The sequence below is a fragment of the Pseudomonas arvensis genome (assembly GCF_056688935.1).
Window position 1 is genome coordinate 2,591,032 of record NZ_CP162038.1, and the last position, 15,778, is coordinate 2,606,809.

10 protein-coding genes and 2 riboswitches are annotated in these 15,778 nt (G+C 62.8%); of the genes, 5 read left to right on the plus strand and 5 right to left on the minus strand.

Features of this window, described 5'->3' with window-relative positions:
* Positions 1-40: 40 nt before the first annotated feature.
* A complete protein-coding gene (gene metH, locus AB3G88_RS11675; RefSeq protein ID WP_480454097.1) occupies positions 41-3,751 on the minus strand; it encodes a methionine synthase in 3,711 nt (1,236 codons plus the stop codon).
* Positions 3,752-3,915: 164 nt separating this feature from the next.
* Between metH and AB3G88_RS11680 the strand changes: the two genes are divergently transcribed.
* Positions 3,916-6,207, plus strand: a complete 2,292-nt coding sequence (locus AB3G88_RS11680; protein WP_480454099.1) for a fatty acid cis/trans isomerase — start codon at positions 3,916-3,918, stop codon at positions 6,205-6,207.
* A gap of 219 nt (positions 6,208-6,426) precedes the next feature.
* Positions 6,427-7,011, plus strand: coding sequence for a Fe-S biogenesis protein NfuA (nfuA, locus tag AB3G88_RS11685; protein WP_032887092.1), 585 nt, complete (start codon positions 6,427-6,429; stop codon positions 7,009-7,011).
* A 185-nt stretch (positions 7,012-7,196) separates the two neighbouring features.
* Here the strand turns inward: nfuA and cobM are convergent, their stop codons facing one another.
* From cobM to AB3G88_RS11705, 4 genes are all read right to left on the minus strand, one after another.
* The gene (cobM, locus tag AB3G88_RS11690) at positions 7,197-7,943 is read right to left on the minus strand and encodes a precorrin-4 C(11)-methyltransferase (protein WP_480454100.1); all 747 of its coding nucleotides are present in this window, start codon (positions 7,941-7,943) and stop codon (positions 7,197-7,199) included.
* A 70-nt stretch (positions 7,944-8,013) separates the two neighbouring features.
* The gene (locus AB3G88_RS11695) at positions 8,014-8,406 is read right to left on the minus strand and encodes a cobalamin biosynthesis protein (protein WP_099585259.1); all 393 of its coding nucleotides are present in this window, start codon (positions 8,404-8,406) and stop codon (positions 8,014-8,016) included.
* On the minus strand, positions 8,403-9,107 hold the full coding sequence (locus AB3G88_RS11700) for a CbtA family protein (RefSeq protein ID WP_480454101.1): 705 nt from the start codon (positions 9,105-9,107) through the stop codon (positions 8,403-8,405). Before AB3G88_RS11700 ends, AB3G88_RS11695 begins: the two co-directional genes overlap by 4 nt.
* A gap of 11 nt (positions 9,108-9,118) precedes the next feature.
* The gene (locus tag AB3G88_RS11705) at positions 9,119-9,307 is read right to left on the minus strand and encodes a CbtB domain-containing protein (protein WP_112194995.1); all 189 of its coding nucleotides are present in this window, start codon (positions 9,305-9,307) and stop codon (positions 9,119-9,121) included.
* A 96-nt stretch (positions 9,308-9,403) separates the two neighbouring features.
* A riboswitch (cobalamin riboswitch) is annotated at positions 9,404-9,609 on the minus strand.
* Positions 9,610-9,651: 42 nt separating this feature from the next.
* Positions 9,652-9,852: riboswitch (cobalamin riboswitch) on the plus strand.
* Positions 9,853-9,945: 93 nt separating this feature from the next.
* Here AB3G88_RS11705 and cobW point away from each other — a divergent pair.
* The 3 genes from cobW to AB3G88_RS11720 are packed head-to-tail and all read left to right on the plus strand — an operon-like array spanning position 9,946 to position 15,770.
* On the plus strand, positions 9,946-11,007 hold the full coding sequence (cobW, locus tag AB3G88_RS11710) for a cobalamin biosynthesis protein CobW (RefSeq protein WP_112194997.1): 1,062 nt from the start codon (positions 9,946-9,948) through the stop codon (positions 11,005-11,007).
* A gap of 3 nt (positions 11,008-11,010) precedes the next feature.
* Positions 11,011-14,772 (plus strand): cobaltochelatase subunit CobN, encoded by a 3,762-nt coding sequence (gene cobN, locus AB3G88_RS11715; RefSeq protein ID WP_480454103.1) that lies wholly within the window; start codon positions 11,011-11,013, stop codon positions 14,770-14,772.
* Complete coding sequence (locus tag AB3G88_RS11720; RefSeq protein WP_480454105.1) at positions 14,772-15,770, plus strand: magnesium chelatase ATPase subunit I; 999 nt, start codon at positions 14,772-14,774, stop codon at positions 15,768-15,770. Before cobN ends, AB3G88_RS11720 begins: the two co-directional genes overlap by 1 nt.
* The last annotated feature ends 8 nt before the right edge of the window (positions 15,771-15,778 follow it).

A 15,778-nucleotide genomic window follows, 5' to 3' on the forward strand; every position in this document is an offset into this window, starting at 1 on the left:
CGATGCAGGCGTTCGATAACGCCTGCACCGGCTGCGGGCCTTAGTTGTCGTAACCCAGGTTCGGCGCCAGCCAGCGTTCGGTCACGGCCAGGTCCTGGCCCTTGCGTGCGGTGTAGCTGGTCACCTGGTCCTTGTCGACCTTGCCCACGGCAAAGTACTGCGCCTGCGGGTGGGCGAAGTACCAGCCGCTGACCGCCGCCGCCGGGAACATCGCGTAGTGCTCGGTGAGGAACACGCCGCTGCGCCCGGCCTGCATCTCGCGGGCTTCAGGGTCCAGCAGTTGGAACAACTGGGCTTTCTCGGTGTGGTCCGGGCACGCCGGGTAGCCCGGGGCAGGGCGGATACCGCTGTACTGCTCCTTGATCAGCGCTTCGTTATCCAGCTGTTCGTCCTTGGCGTAACCCCAGTGTTCTTTACGCACCTGCTGGTGCAGCCACTCGGCACAGGCCTCGGCCAGGCGGTCGGCCAGGGCCTTGACCATGATCGAGTTGTAGTCGTCGCCCGCGTCCTGATAGGCCTTGGCCACCTCTTCGGCGCCGATGCCGGCGGTGGTAATAAAGCCGCCGATGTAGTCGGTCACGCCGCTGTCCTTGGGCGCGACGAAGTCGGCCAGGGAGAAGTTCGGCTTGCCGTCGGTCTTGATGATCTGCTGGCGCAGGTGGTGCAGTTTGGCAATCGGCTGGCCATCTTCGCCGTAGACTTCGAGGTCATCGTCCTGCACCTGGTTGGTCGGCCAGAAACCGAATACTGCACGGGCGCTGATGAGTTTTTCGTCGATCAGCTTCTTGAGCATTTCCTGGGCATCGGCGTACAGCGCGGTGGCGGCTTCACCCACCACTTCATCGGTAAGGATGCGCGGGAACTTGCCGGCCAGGTCCCAGGAGATAAAGAACGGGGTCCAGTCGATGTACTCGGCCAACACGTTGAGGTCGATATTGTCCAGCACCTTGGAGCCGGTAAACGTCGGCTTGACCGGCGTGTAGCTGCTCCAGTCGAACTGCGGCTTCTTGGCGATTGCCACCGGGTAGCTCAGACGCTCGGTGCGCGCACTGCGGTTGGAGGTACGCTCACGTACATCGATGTATTCCAGGCGAGTCTTCTCGACGAAGCCGGCCTTCAATTCCTTGGACAGCAACTGCGTAGCCACGCCCACCGCACGGGAGGCGTCGGTGACGTAGATCACCGCGTCGTTGCTGTACTTGGGCTCGATCTTCACCGCTGTGTGCGCCTTGGACGTCGTCGCACCGCCGATCATCAGCGGCAGGTGGAAGTCCTGGCGCTGCATCTCGCGCGCCACGTGCACCATCTCGTCCAGGGACGGGGTGATCAGGCCGGACAGCCCGATGATGTCGCACTTCTGTTCCTTGGCCACCTGCAGGATTTTCTCGGCCGGCACCATCACGCCGAGGTCGACGATGTCATAGCCGTTGCAGCCGAGCACCACGCCGACAATGTTCTTGCCGATGTCATGCACGTCGCCCTTGACCGTGGCCATCAGGATCTTGCCCTTGGCTTCGGGCTTGTCGCCTTTTTCCAGCTCGATGAACGGAATCAAGTGGGCCACGGCCTGCTTCATCACGCGGGCGGATTTGACCACCTGGGGCAGGAACATTTTGCCCGCGCCGAACAGGTCGCCGACGATGTTCATGCCAGACATCAGCGGGCCTTCGATCACTTCGATCGGGCGTGCGAACGACTGTCGGGATTCTTCCGTATCTTCAACAATGTGCGTGGTGATGCCCTTGACCAGCGCATGTTCCAGGCGCTTGTTCACCGGCCAGCCGCGCCATTCCTCGGTCTCGGCTTCTTTGACGCTGCCGTCGCCCTTGTACTTGTCGGCGATGGCGAGGAGGGCGTCGGTGCCTTCCGGGGTGCGGTTGAGCACCACGTCTTCCACGGCGTCACGCAGCTCGGCCGGGATCTGGTCGTAGATCTCCAGCTGGCCGGCGTTGACGATGCCCATGGTCAGGCCGTTGCGAATTGCATACAGCAGGAACACCGAGTGGATCGCCTCGCGCACCGGGTTGTTGCCACGGAACGAGAACGACACGTTGGACACGCCGCCGGAAGTCAGCGCGTACGGCAGCTCGTCGCGGATGTAGGCGCAGGCGTTGATAAAGTCGACGGCGTAGTTGTTGTGCTCTTCGATACCGGTGGCGACCGCGAAGATGTTCGGGTCGAAGATGATGTCTTCCGGCGGGAAGCCGACTTCATTGACCAGGATGTCGTAGGAGCGCTTGCAGATTTCCTTTTTGCGCGCCTCGGTGTCGGCCTGGCCGGCTTCGTCGAACGCCATTACCACCACGGCGGCACCGTAGCGCTTGCACAGCTTGGCGTGATGAATGAACTGCTCGACGCCTTCCTTCATGCTGATGGAATTGACGATGCCCTTGCCCTGGATGCACTTGAGGCCGGCTTCGATCACTTCCCACTTGGAGGAGTCGATCATGATCGGTACGCGGGAGATGTCCGGCTCGCCGGCAATCAGATTGAGGAAGGTCACCATGGCCTTCTTCGAATCGAGCATGCCCTCGTCCATGTTGATGTCGATCACCTGGGCACCGGCTTCCACCTGTTGCAGGGCGACTTCCAGGGCTTCGGTGTAGTTGTCTTCGCGGATCAGACGGGCAAAACGCGCGGAACCGGTGATGTTGGTACGCTCGCCGACGTTGACGAACAGCGAGCTGCGATCAATCGTGAACGGCTCCAGACCCGACAGGCGACAGGCCTTGGGAATGTCCGGGATCGGGCGCGGCGCGTAACCGGCCACGGCCTTGGCGATGGCTTCGATATGGCCCGGTGTGGTGCCGCAGCAACCGCCGACGATGTTGAGAAAGCCGCTCTGAGCGAACTCTTCGATGACCTTGGCGGTTTCCGATGGCAGCTCGTCGTACTCGCCGAATTCGTTGGGCAGGCCGGCGTTGGGGTGCGCCGACACATGGGTGTTGGCCTTGTTGGACAACTCTTCCAGGTACGGGCGCAGCTCGCTGGCGCCGAGGGCGCAATTGAGGCCCACGGAAATCGGCTTGGCATGGGCGACCGAGTTCCAGAACGCTTCGGTGGTCTGGCCCGAGAGGGTACGGCCAGAAGCGTCGGTGATGGTGCCGGAGATCATGATCGGCAATTCGATATCCAGCGCTTCAAACACGCCCTGCACGGCGAAGATCGCGGCCTTGGCGTTGAGGGTGTCGAAGATGGTCTCGATCAGGATCAGGTCGGCGCCGCCTTCGATCAGGCCTTTGGTGGCCTCGGTGTAGTTTTCCACCAGTTCATCGAAGGTGACGTTGCGGTAGCCGGGGTTGTTCACATCGGGCGACAGCGAGCAGGTGCGGCTGGTCGGGCCCAGGACGCCGGCAACGAAGCGTGGCTTGTCCGGGTTCTCGGCGGTCTTGGCATCGGCGATCCTGCGCGCCAGGCGTGCGCCTTCGACGTTCAGCTCGTAGGCCAGCTCTTCCATGCCGTAGTCGGCCATGGAAATGCGCGTGGCGTTGAAGGTGTTGGTTTCGAGGATATCGGCGCCGGCATCCAGGTAGGCCTTCTCGATCCCGCCGATCACGTCAGGGCGGGTAATCACCAACAGGTCATTGTTACCCTTGACGTCGCTTGGCCAGTCAGCGAAGCGTTTGCCACGGTAATCGTGCTCTTCCAGCTTATAGCTCTGGATCATCGTGCCCATGCCGCCGTCGAGGATCAGGATACGTTCCTTGAGGGCGTGGTGAAGGGCGTGCAGACGAGCGCTACGATCGGACATGGGACTACTCTGGTCAGGCATTACGGAGGGCATGGATCATAGCAAACCTGTGCGGATTTGCGGCATGTCAGGCTTTTGCATGAATATCGCTCATGTTGTGAGGGGCGATGGCCCGGTAGAATCATCGCAATTTTCAGCGCATGCATTGAATCGGGACCGGATACATGTCACTTCGTCTTATCGTCAGCGCCGTCCTGGCCTTGATCGCCAGTACTGCGCAGGCAGCAGGTCCCGCTCCGGCGATTTCCTACACCCGCGACATTCAACCGATTTTCACCGAGAAGTGCGTGGCCTGCCATGCCTGCTACGACTCCGCCTGCCAGCTCAACCTGGGCAGCGCCGAGGGCGCGGCGCGGGGCGCGAGCAAGATGCCGGTGTATGACGGCGAACGCAGCCAGGCCGCGCCGACCACCCGTTTGTTTTACGACGCATTTGGCAAGCAGGCCTGGCAGCAGAAGGGCTTCTATTCGGTGCTGGACGCCCAAGGCAGCCAGGCCGCGCTGATGGCGCGCATGCTGGAACTGGGGCATAACGCGCCTTTGCAGCCCAATGCCAAGTTGCCCGATGACATTGTGTTAGGCCTGAACCGCGAAAACATGTGCGCCACCCCCGGCGAGTTCAATGCCTATGCCGGCGCCCATCCCAGAGAAGGCATGCCCCTGGCGGTCACGGGCCTCACCGACCAGCAATACCAGACGCTGCAACGCTGGCTCGCGTCCGGCGCGCCGATTGATCAGCAGGGCCTGGCGCCGAGTGCCAACGAAGCCTTGCAGCTTCTACAGTGGGAAAACCTGCTCAACCAGCCCGGCGCCCGTGAAAGCCTGGTGGCCCGCTGGTTGTTCGAACACTTGTTCCTGGCCCATATTTATTTCGAGAACGGCGAGCCAGGGCATTACTTCCAGTGGGTGCGCTCGCGTACGCCGAGTGGGCAGCCCATCGACCTGATCAACACCCGTCGCCCCAATGACGACCCAGGCACGCGGGTCTACTACCGCCTGTGGCCGGTGCAGGGCGTGATTGTGCACAAGACTCACATCACCTATCCGTTCAGCGCTGCGAAAATGGCGCGTATCAAAGACCTGTTCTACAGCGGCAACTGGCAGGTCAACGCCTTGCCGGGTTATGGCCCGGGCCGCCGCGCCAATCCGTTCGACACCTTCGAGGCGATCCCGGCCAAGGCGCGCTATCAGTTCATGCTGGATAACGCCGAGTACTTTGTACGCACCTTTATTCGCGGGCCGGTGTGCCGTGGGCAGATCGCCACGGACGTGATCCGCGACAACTTCTGGACGCTGTTCCAGGACCCGGACCACGACCTGTACATCACCGATGCGCGGTACCGCGGCCAGGCCACGCCGTTGCTGGCCATGCCGGGGCAGAACGACGATGTGGGCAGTGTGCTGAGCCTGTGGTTGGCCTATCGCGACAAGCGCAACAGGTACGAGGCGTTGCGTCGGGACAGTTATGCCGATTTACCGCCGCCGAGTTGGTCGAGCCTGTGGGCGGGCAATGACAACGCGTTGCTGAGCATCTTTCGCCACTTCGACAGTGCATCGGTCAACAAAGGCCTGATTGGCGAAGTGCCGCAGACGATGTGGCTGTTCGACTATCCGTTATTGGAGCGCACCTATTATCAGTTGGCGGTGAATTTCGATGTGTTCGGCAACGTCTCGCACCAGGCCCAGACTCGGTTGTACTTCGATTTGATCCGTAACGGTGCAGAGCAGAACTTCCTGCGCTTGATGCCGGCGGACGCTCGTGAAGGCTTTATGGATGATTGGTATCAGAACAGCGGCAAGATCAAGCTGTGGCTGGATTACGAAGCGATTGATGACGATAAACCGACAGGCTTGCACTTGAATGAACAGGACCCCAAGCGGGACTTCGCCAACCAGTTGATTGCCCGTTACGGTGATCTGAATGCGAGCCCGGACCCGATTAATCGGTGTTCTGGCGCGTATTGTTCGCGTGACGGGATTGACCCGGCCTTGCAGGATGCTGAGCAGGCGCTTAGCCGGTTGACGTCGCGTCCGGCGGCGGGGCTCAAGGTGATTGATCAGTTGCCTGAGGCGACGATGCTGCGGGTTGAGACTGCCAGCGGGCAGCGTGTGGTCTATAGCCTGCTGCGCAACCGTGCCCACAGTAATGTGGCGTTTTTGCTGGGCGAGGCGTATCGCTATCAGCCGGGGCTGGATACCTTGACCCTTTATCCGGGGGTGCTCAGTAGTTATCCGAATTTCATCTTCAATATTCCGGCAGGGGACGTGCCGGCGTTTGTGGCGCAGATGGAGCAGGCCAAGGACGCCCAGCAGTTTGAGAGGATCGTTGATCGTTGGGGGGTACGCCGGAGCCATCCGCTGTTCTGGCAGTATTTCCACGATTTGTCGGAGTATGTTCGGGAGACTACGCCGGTTGAGGCGGGGGTCCTGGATATGAATCGGTATGAGAATTTGTGAGTGGTGGGTTGGGGGAGCGCTCTCAGATCAAAAGCAAGCGCGCGGCGGCCTTAGAGCAGACCGGGTTGTTAAGTCGAGCCCCCTCCCACATGTTGATCTCCATATATCAGGTAGGTGTCACCCCACCCCCCGCCAACCCCTAACCCGACAAAAACACTGGGACTTTGTACCTCCGTAATAATTTGGCGTAAACTCCGGGCAAGCCTGTGAGGAGTTTCCATGACTGCCATAACCATTACCGACGCCGCCCACGATTACCTGGCTGACCTGCTGTCCAAGCAGAACACCCCAGGTATCGGCATCCGCGTCTTTATCACCCAGCCCGGCACCCAGTACGCCGAGACCTGCATTGCCTATTGCAAGCCTGGTGAAGAGAAACCTGAAGACACCGCCCTGGGGCTCAAAAGCTTCACCGCGTACATCGACCACTTCAGCGAAGCTTTCCTGGACGATGCCGTAGTCGACTATGCCACCGACCGTATGGGCGGCCAGTTGACCATCAAGGCGCCCAACGCCAAGGTGCCGAGCGTCAACGCCGACAGCCCGGTCAACGAGCGCATCAACTACTACCTGCAAACCGAGATCAACCCAGGGCTCGCCAGCCACGGCGGTCAGGTCAGCCTGATCGACGTCGTTGATGACGGTATCGCGGTGCTGAAGTTCGGCGGCGGTTGCCAAGGCTGCGGCCAGGCGGACGTGACCCTGCGTGAAGGCATCGAGCGTACCCTGCTGGAGCGCGTCCCGGAGCTCAAGGGCGTACGTGACGTGACCGACCACACGCAGAAAGAAAACGCCTACTACTGAGTAAGGCGTTCACTGCGAACAAAAAAACGGCGCCCCGTGAGCGCCGTTTTTTTTGCTTAAAATTCATTGCTTTACGCAATACATCTAACAAAGAAGATCAACTGTGGGAAGGGGCTTGCCCCCGATAGGGTCATATCAGCCGCCACCTAAGCAAGCTGGTACGCCGCCATTTGTGAGGTAAAAACTCACGGCCGATAAAGGTGCGCATGCCCCGCCCGATACAGCGACGATTCACTGAAACTGTCACTCTCCAACACCCGTCCCACCACAATCAGCGCCGTACGCCGAAAACCCTTGGCCTCGACCTTTCCGGCAATGTCACTGAGCGTGCCCACCACCCAATCCTGATCCGGCCACGTGGCCCGGTGCACCACCGCAATCGGGCAATCAGCGCCATAGTGCGGCAGCAGTTCGGCGACGATTTTCTCCAGATGGTTGACCCCCAGATGAATCGCCATGGTTGTCCCATGCCGCGCCAGACTGTCGAAGTCCTCGCCGGCCGGCATGCTGGTTTTATCGGCATAGCGGGTCAGGATCACGCTTTGGGCGATGTCCGGCAGAGTCAGTTCGGTCTCCAGCAGCGCGGCGCAGGCCGCTACGGCGGTGACGCCAGGGATGATCTGGAATGGGATGCCCAGTTCACGCAAATGACGGATTTGCTCGCCGATTGCGCCGTAGAGGCTCGGATCACCGGAGTGCACGCGCGCGACGTCCTGGCCTTTGCCGTGGGCAGTCTTGATCAGGTCGATGATCTGCTCCAGGTGCAGTTCGGCGCTGTTCACCACCTGTTCTGCCTGATGCCCCTCCAGGACCGCAGCGGGCACCAGCGAACCGGCGTAAATGATCACCGGGCAACTACGGATCAGCCGCTGGCCTTTGACGGTGATCAATTCCGGGTCGCCGGGGCCTGCGCCGATGAAGTAGACGGTCATTGGGGAGTTCCTGTCAAAAACGGGCGAGCATGAAGATTGCTCATGATCGGGGAGGGCGATTATCGGGGGTTTAACCGGCGCAGGCCAACGCAAAGGTGGCTTGGGCGGTTTTTTTGCGGGTGATGAGCAACCGGGCAGGAGCGCCGCAGAGCTGTTCCGCAAGGGCCAGGGCGGCGCTTTCGGCGATGCCGTAACAGCCCGTATGGGCGAACGCGACGGCGGACTTGTGGCTGAGTCGGTCTGCATAAGCGGCCAGTTGCTCGGCGCTGAAGCACTGCAAAGGCAGATTCAACTGCCGCGCCAGCGCCAGCAAGCCTGGCTCGTCCTGTTTGCGGTCGATGCTGGCCAGTGCGGTGATGCTGTGGCGATCAATCCCGCCCTCGGCGAGGGCGGTATCCAACAGCGCCAGCAGGGCGTGAGCCGCACAACCGCGCTGGCAACCCAGGCCGACCACGTAGGTCATGCCGAGTATTGATCGTCGCGGTTGCGGCGGAACAGCCAGGCGCTGATCAGGCCCAGGGCCAGCCAGAACGCCACGTTGGTCAGTTGCGAGGCGATTTTGAACTGCGCTTCCAGGGCTTGCGGCGCGAGCATCGCATGCACTTCCGGTTGCGGCGCGCCGATCACGTGCGGTACCGCAAGGATGGCAGCGCCGAGCACTTTGAGCAGCCAGTTGCGGCCGAACACGATGAGCGCAATCCCGGCAGCGGTGGAGGCCGCAGTGCCGATCCACCACGTCTGGCGCAGCGCCAGATCAGCGGCTGCCGTGCCCGGCAACTCGGGCGGCAGGCCCATCGTCGGTGCCAGCACAAAGGTCGCGTAACCGGCCAAACCCCACAGCAGGCCTTGTGCCGTGCGGGTGGGCGCACGCAAGGTGTAGAGGCCGGCCAGCATCAGCGCGAAACCGACCGCTACCACCAGGTTGCCACCCGTAGTGGACAGCACGCGCTGCCAGCCGTCTTCCGGCTCCCAGGCTTCGGCATCGTGGGTGTGGGCAGCAGCGCTGGCGGCGTGTTCGTGCACCACTTCGGTGGCTGCAGGGGCTTTTTCAAAGGTTTCCGCCTGCAATATCAGCGGGGCGACCCAAAAGCTTTGCAGCAGGGTCAGCAGCAGGGCGGCCAGCAAGCCGGTGAACCCTGCGGTTTGCGCAATACGCTTGATCATGTCGGCAGGTCTCAGTGGCACGGGAACGCGGCGCTGTGGCGAGTATCGTGGGCAGCGTTGTGCACCGCCTCGATATGCGAGAAACCGGCGAAATACACCAGGCACGCGCCGAGAATCGACGCACCGATGGCGGCGGTCAGGCGTTGGCTCAGGGTAGAAGTGCTGCTGGCGGAGGGCGAAGTGCTGCTGATGATCGACATGGCGCGTCCCTTTCAGGTGTCTGGGTGAAACGAGCGCATGAAAACCCCGCGAGCCAGGCACGCAGGGTTCCGAACAGCGCCCGCCCACCGCGGGTTTGTTATCTGATTTTTCGGGCCGGTCTCCGGGCTTGCGAGGGACACTGGGTCTATAAAGCATCGCCTTCCCATGCCGTACTGGCACAGTGGATCTGACGCTTCACTCGCTTACCGTTGCGGGGGCAGCACCGGACTGGTCATGGCGTGCATGATTTACCGGTTTCCCGTTTCACCCCGTGAGGGGCACCCGAAACAAGATGTGTAGGAGAGCATGGGCGGGGGACGGTAGTCAAATGCGGCAAGCCCCTGTAGCCTTGCACCTTCGAGGTTCTTCGGCCCAGGCCGAAGCTAAGAAGGGAACGCGGTTCAAGCCGCGGCTGCCCCCGCAACTGTGAAGGGTTCATCCGACTGCCACGCCACTGCCATCAACGGCGGGAAGGCGCAGTCGGCGCCGGTCTCGCGACCCGCAAGCCCCAAGCCAGGAGACCTGCCTCGCAACCGATTTTCCAATTCAACCGGGCGGGGTGATCCGGTGACGAAATCCGCTTCTGCGCCATGCCGCAGGGCCTATCGTCCCGTATGCCCGCCCCCAAGGGCATCCGATGAAAACACTGGCCAAACTTCCCGTCACCATCGTTACCGGCTTCCTCGGCTCGGGCAAAACCACCTTGCTGCGCCATATGCTCGACAACGCCCAGGGCCGTCGCATCGCCGTGATCGTCAATGAGTTCGGCGAGCTGGGCATTGATGGTGAAATCCTCAAGCAGTGCTCCATTGGTTGCACCGAAGAAGAAGCCAACGGCCGTGTCTACGAACTGGCCAACGGCTGCCTGTGCTGCACCGTGCAGGAAGAATTCTTCCCGGTGATGCGCGAGTTGGTCGCCCGTCGCGGCGACCTTGACCATATCCTTATCGAAACCTCGGGCCTGGCCCTGCCAAAACCACTGGTACAAGCCTTCCAGTGGCCGGAAATCCGCAGCGCCTGCACGGTAGACGCGGTGATTACCGTGGTCGACAGCCCGGCCGTGGCCGCTGGCACCTTCGCTGCGTTCCCCGATCAAGTGGACGCCCAGCGCAAGCTCGACCCGAACCTGGACCACGAGTCGCCGCTGCACGAGCTGTTCGCCGACCAACTGGCCAGCGCCGACCTGGTGATCCTCAACAAGTCCGATCTGATCAGCCCGCAAGACCTGGCCCGTGTCCGCCTGGAAGTCGCCGAAGAGCTGCCGCCAGCCGTGAAGATTATCGAAGCCAGCAGCGGTCGCGTACCCCTGGACGTGCTGATTGGCCTGGGTGCTGGGTCCGAAGAGCACATCGACGGTCGTCACAGCCATCACGATCACCACCACGAAGGTGAAGACGACCACGATCACGATGCGTTTGACTCCATCTCCATCGACCTGCCTCAAGCCGATGAAGCGCTGCTGCTCGACGCCTTGACCCAGCTGGTGGTGCAGCACGGCATCCTGCGCGTCAAAGGCTTCGCCGCGATCCCGAACAAACCGATGCGCCTGCTGATCCAGGGCGTGGGCACCCGTTTCGACAAACACTTCGACCGCGCCTGGACGGCCGATGAAGCCCGCATCACGCGCCTGGTGCTGATCGGCCAGGACCTCGACGCGGCCGGCCTCGAAGCGCAATTGCGCGCCGCGCTCAGCGTTTAACCCATGCACCTGCTCAGGACTCAGCCCGGTGGTTTCGTCGCGGACGACAATATTGCCGACCTTGGCCAAACGCCCGCCGAGCTGGTGATCCTGTGCAGCGGTGATTCCAGCCTGGCATTGTTGGCCGAAGCGGCCCAGCAGTTACCCGACGACTACCCCAGCCTGCGCCTGGCCAACCCGATGCAAGTGCAGAACCATGCCTCGGTCGACCTGTATGTCGATGAGGTGCTGCGCCACGCCAAGGTCATCCTGATTTCCCTGCACGGGGGCATCGGTTATTGGCGCTACGGCATCGAACGCTTGGTGGAGTTGGCGGAGCGCGGCGTGCAGTTGATTCTGGTGCCGGGAGATGATCGCCCGGATCCGGAGCTCAGCGGCCTCAGTACCGTCGGCGTCGAGGTTCGGGATCGCCTGTGGCAGTTTCTGCGTCAGGGCGGGCTGGCCAATGCGCTGGATTTCTATCGCTGCCTGGCCAGTGGCTATCTGGACCGCGATTACCCGTGGGCCGAACCGCAAACCCTGGCGCGCACGGCGATCTATCACCCCCATAAAGCCAATGCCCGGCTCGACGACTGGCAGGCGGATTGGCACGCCGAGCAAGCTGTGGCGGCCGTGCTGTTCTACCGCTCGCACTTGCAGGCGGCCAATACCGGTTTTATCGACGTGTTCTGCCAGCGCTTGCAGGCGGCGGGCCTCAATCCGTTGCCGATGGCGGTGGCCAGCCTGAAAGAGCCCGGCTGCCTCGCGGCGGTCGAGGACTGGCTGGATGAAGCGCAGGCCTCGGTGATTCTGAATACCACCGGTTTTGCCCAATCCAGCCCCGAAGCCCCGCATTTGCGCCCGTTTCGCCGCAATATTCCGGTGATCCAGGCGATTTGCGCCCAGGACAACCAGCCGGGCTGGGAGGCCAGCGAACAAGGCCTTGGCCCGCGTGATCTGGCGATGCACATTGCCTTGCCGGAGCTGGACGGTCGCATTATCAGCCGGCCGATCAGCTTCAAGGACCTGGCCTGGCGCAGCGAACGCAGCCAGTCGGACGTGGTGTGCTACCGCGCAGCACCCGAGCGCATGGATTTTGTCGCTGAGTTGGCGCGGCGCTGGGTCGAACTGGCGCGAGTGCCGAATGGGGATAAACGCATCGCGCTGATCCTGGCCAACTACCCGACCCGCGACGGCCGTATCGGCAATGGCGTCGGGCTGGATACCCCTGCGGCGGCGCTGAATATCCTGCTTGCGTTGCAGGCTGAAGGTTACCCGGTGCCGACGGCCCTGCCGGAAAGCGGCACCGCCTTGATCCACGAGTTGCTGGGCGGCGTCACTAACGACCTGGACAGCCTCGACCTGCGCCCGTGCCATCAAAGCCTCGGCCTGGATGACTACGAGGCGATGTTCAAGCGCCTGCCTGCTGCCAATCAACAGGCCGTGCTGGAGCGCTGGGGCACGCCCCACAACGATCCGATGTTCCGTGACGGTCGTCTGATGGTCGCCGGTCTACGCCTGGGCCTGACGTTCGTCGGCATCCAGCCGGCACGGGGTTACCAGGTGGACGCGAGTGCGGTGTACCACGACCCGGACCTGGTGCCGCCCCACGGCTACCTGGCGTTCTATTTCTGGTTGCGCCACACCTATGGCGCCCATGGCGTGATCCATGTGGGCAAGCACGGCAACCTGGAATGGCTGCCGGGCAAGGGCGTGGGCCTGTCGGAAAATTGCTGGCCTGATGCGTTGCTGGGGCCGCTGCCGAATATCTACCCGTTTATCGTCAACGACCCCGGTGAAGGCGCACAAGCCAAACGCCGTACCCAGGCGGTGATCATCGATCACCTGATGCCACCGCTGACCCGCGCCGAAACCTACGGCCCGCTACGTAACCTGGAGTTGTTGGCGGACGAATATTACGAAGCCCAACTGCTCGATCCACGCCGCGCCCGCGAGCTGCAAAAAGACATTCTCAAGCTGGTGCGTGAAGCCTGCATCGACCAGGAACTTGAACTGGATGGCGACGCCGATGCGGCGGTCTGGTTGCCACGCCTGGACACCTACCTGTGTGACTTGAAGGAATCGCAGATTCGCGACGGCCTGCATATCTTCGGCGAGTCGCCCCAAGGCCGCTTGCGCATCGACACCTTGCTGGCGTTGCTGCGCATCCCCCGTGGTGATGGCCGTGGCCCGCAATCGAGCCTGTTGCGCGTGCTGGCCAAGGCGTTTGAGCTGGGTTTCGACCCACTGGACTGTGCCCTGGCCGAACCGTGGACTGGACGCCGCCCGGCGGTGTTGCAGAGCATCGACACGCAGCTATGGCGCACCGCCGGTGACACCCGCGAGCGCCTGGAACTCTACGCGGCGCGCCTGATCGATCAGGCGCTGGAAGGCCCGCTTGAGCAGTTGGAAGAACCCGGTTGGGAAGACGTGAAAGCGGTTATCGAAAGCCTGCGTATTGTCGTAGCGCCACGCCTGGATGCCTGCGGTCCGGCGGAAATGCGCGGTTTGCTGGATGCCCTCAGCGGCCGCTTCGTACCGGCGGGGCCGAGTGGCGCGCCGAGTCGGGGTCGCCTGGATGTACTGCCCACCGGGCGCAACTTCTTCACCGTCGATGTGCGCAACCTGCCCACCACCACGGCGTGGCGCATCGGCTTCCAGTCGGCCAGCCTGATACTGGAGCGGCATCTGCAGGACCACGGCGATCATTTGCGCCAGTTGGGTCTCTCGGTATGGGGCACCGCCACCATGCGCACCGGCGGTGATGATATCGCCCAGGCCATGGCGCTGATGGGCGTGCGCCCAGTGTGGGCCACGGGCAGCCAGCGGGTGGACGACTTCGAGATCCTGCCGGTCAGCCTCTTGGACCGCCCGCGTGTGGATGTAACACTGCGGGTGTCCGGGTTCTTCCGCGATGCGTTTGCCAACCTGATCCGCCTGTTCGATGCGGCGGTTCAAGCGGTCGCGGCCCTCGACGAGCCCGACGACATGAACCCGCTGGCGGCCAAGGTGCGCAGTGAGCGCGCCGCGTTGCTGGCGTCTGGCCTGGACGCAGAAACCGCCGCCAGGCAAGCCGGCTGGCGGATCTTCGGCGCCAAGCCCGGTGCCTACGGCGCGGGCGTGCAGGGCGCGATTGATGGTCGCCTGTGGCAAAGCCGCGAGGACCTTGCCGAGGTTTACCTCAACTGGGGCGGCTACGCCTATGGCGGCGCCGACGAAGGCACCGCTGCCCGCGAGCAGTTCGCCCAGCGCCTGAGCCAGGTGCAGGCCGTGCTGCAAAACCAGGACAACCGTGAGCACGACCTGCTCGACTCCAACGATTACTACCAATTCCAAGGCGGCATGCTCGCCGCCGTGGAAACCCTGAGCGGCGACAAGACTGCCAGCTATCACGGCGATCACAGCCAACCGGACTTGCCGAAGATCCGCACCTTGAAAGAGGAGCTGAACCGAGTGATCCGTTCTCGCGCCGCCAACCCCAAGTGGATCGACGGCGTGAAGCGTCACGGCTATAAAGGTGCGTTTGAAATGGCCGCGACGGTGGACAATCTGTTCGCTTTCGACGCCACCACGTCGCTGATCGACGACCATCAATACGCCTTGCTCGCCGACGCCTACCTGCTCGACCCCGACACTCGGGACTTTGTGCAGCAGCACAACCCCGCAGCGCTGCGCGATATGACCGAGCGCATGCTGGAAGCCCAGCAGCGTGGCCTGTGGCAAGAACCGGGGGCGTACCGCGAGGCGTTGGAAAACCTGTTGCTGGATATAGAAGAAGACAGCTGATGACTGATACCCCCCATTTCCCGCTGTCCGCCGTGGTCGGCGCCGACGCGTTGAAACTGGCGCTGTGCCTGACTGCCATCGACCCGAAGATCGGTGGCGTGCTGATCGAAGGCCCGCGTGGCATGGCCAAGTCCACTTTGGCCCGTGGCCTGGCGGACCTGCTCGCCAGCGGCCAGTTTGTCACGTTGCCGCTGGGTGCGACCGAGGAGCGCCTGGTCGGCACCCTGGACCTGGACGCTGCGCTGGGCGAGGGCCGTGCGCAGTTTTCCGCCGGCGTATTGGCCAAGGCCGACGGCGGCGTGCTGTATGTCGATGAAGTCAACTTGCTGGCCGACCACTTGGTCGACCTGCTGTTGGACGTGGCCGCCAGCGGCACCAACTTGATCGAGCGTGACGGCATCTCCCATCGGCATTCGGCGCGCTTTGTGCTGATCGGCACGATGAACCCGGAGGAGGGTGAGTTGCGTCCGCAGTTGCTCGACCGTTTCGGTTTTAACGTGGCCTTGAGCGGGCAGACATTGCCGGCCGAACGTGGCCAGATCATCCGCCGTCGCCTGGATTTCGACAGTGACCCTGTTGCGTTCTGCGCCCAGTGGGCCGAACCCCAGGCGGCCTTGCGCGAGCGCTGCACCCAGGCGCGGGCGCGGCTCGACAGCATTGCGCTGGATGATCGGGCCCTGGCGCAGATCACCGAGCGTTGTTTTGCCGCTGGCGTGGATGGCTTGCGCGCCGACCTGGTCTGGCTGCGCGGTGCCCGGGCGCATGCGGCGTGGCGCGGTGCCCAGGCGATTGCCGAAGAAGATATCGACGCGGTGGCCGAGTTTGCCTTGCGTCATCGGCGCCAGGCACAGTCTCCGCCGGCCAGTCCGCCGCCTGAAGACCAGTCGCCCAGCTCCAGCGAGACCTCCGCCGGCCAAGGCCAGTGGGGCGATATGCCCGCGCCGCCGCTGCCCACCGGTGCGCGTCGCGAAGTGCCCACCTGGCCAAAAAAGCCTTAGGCATTCGT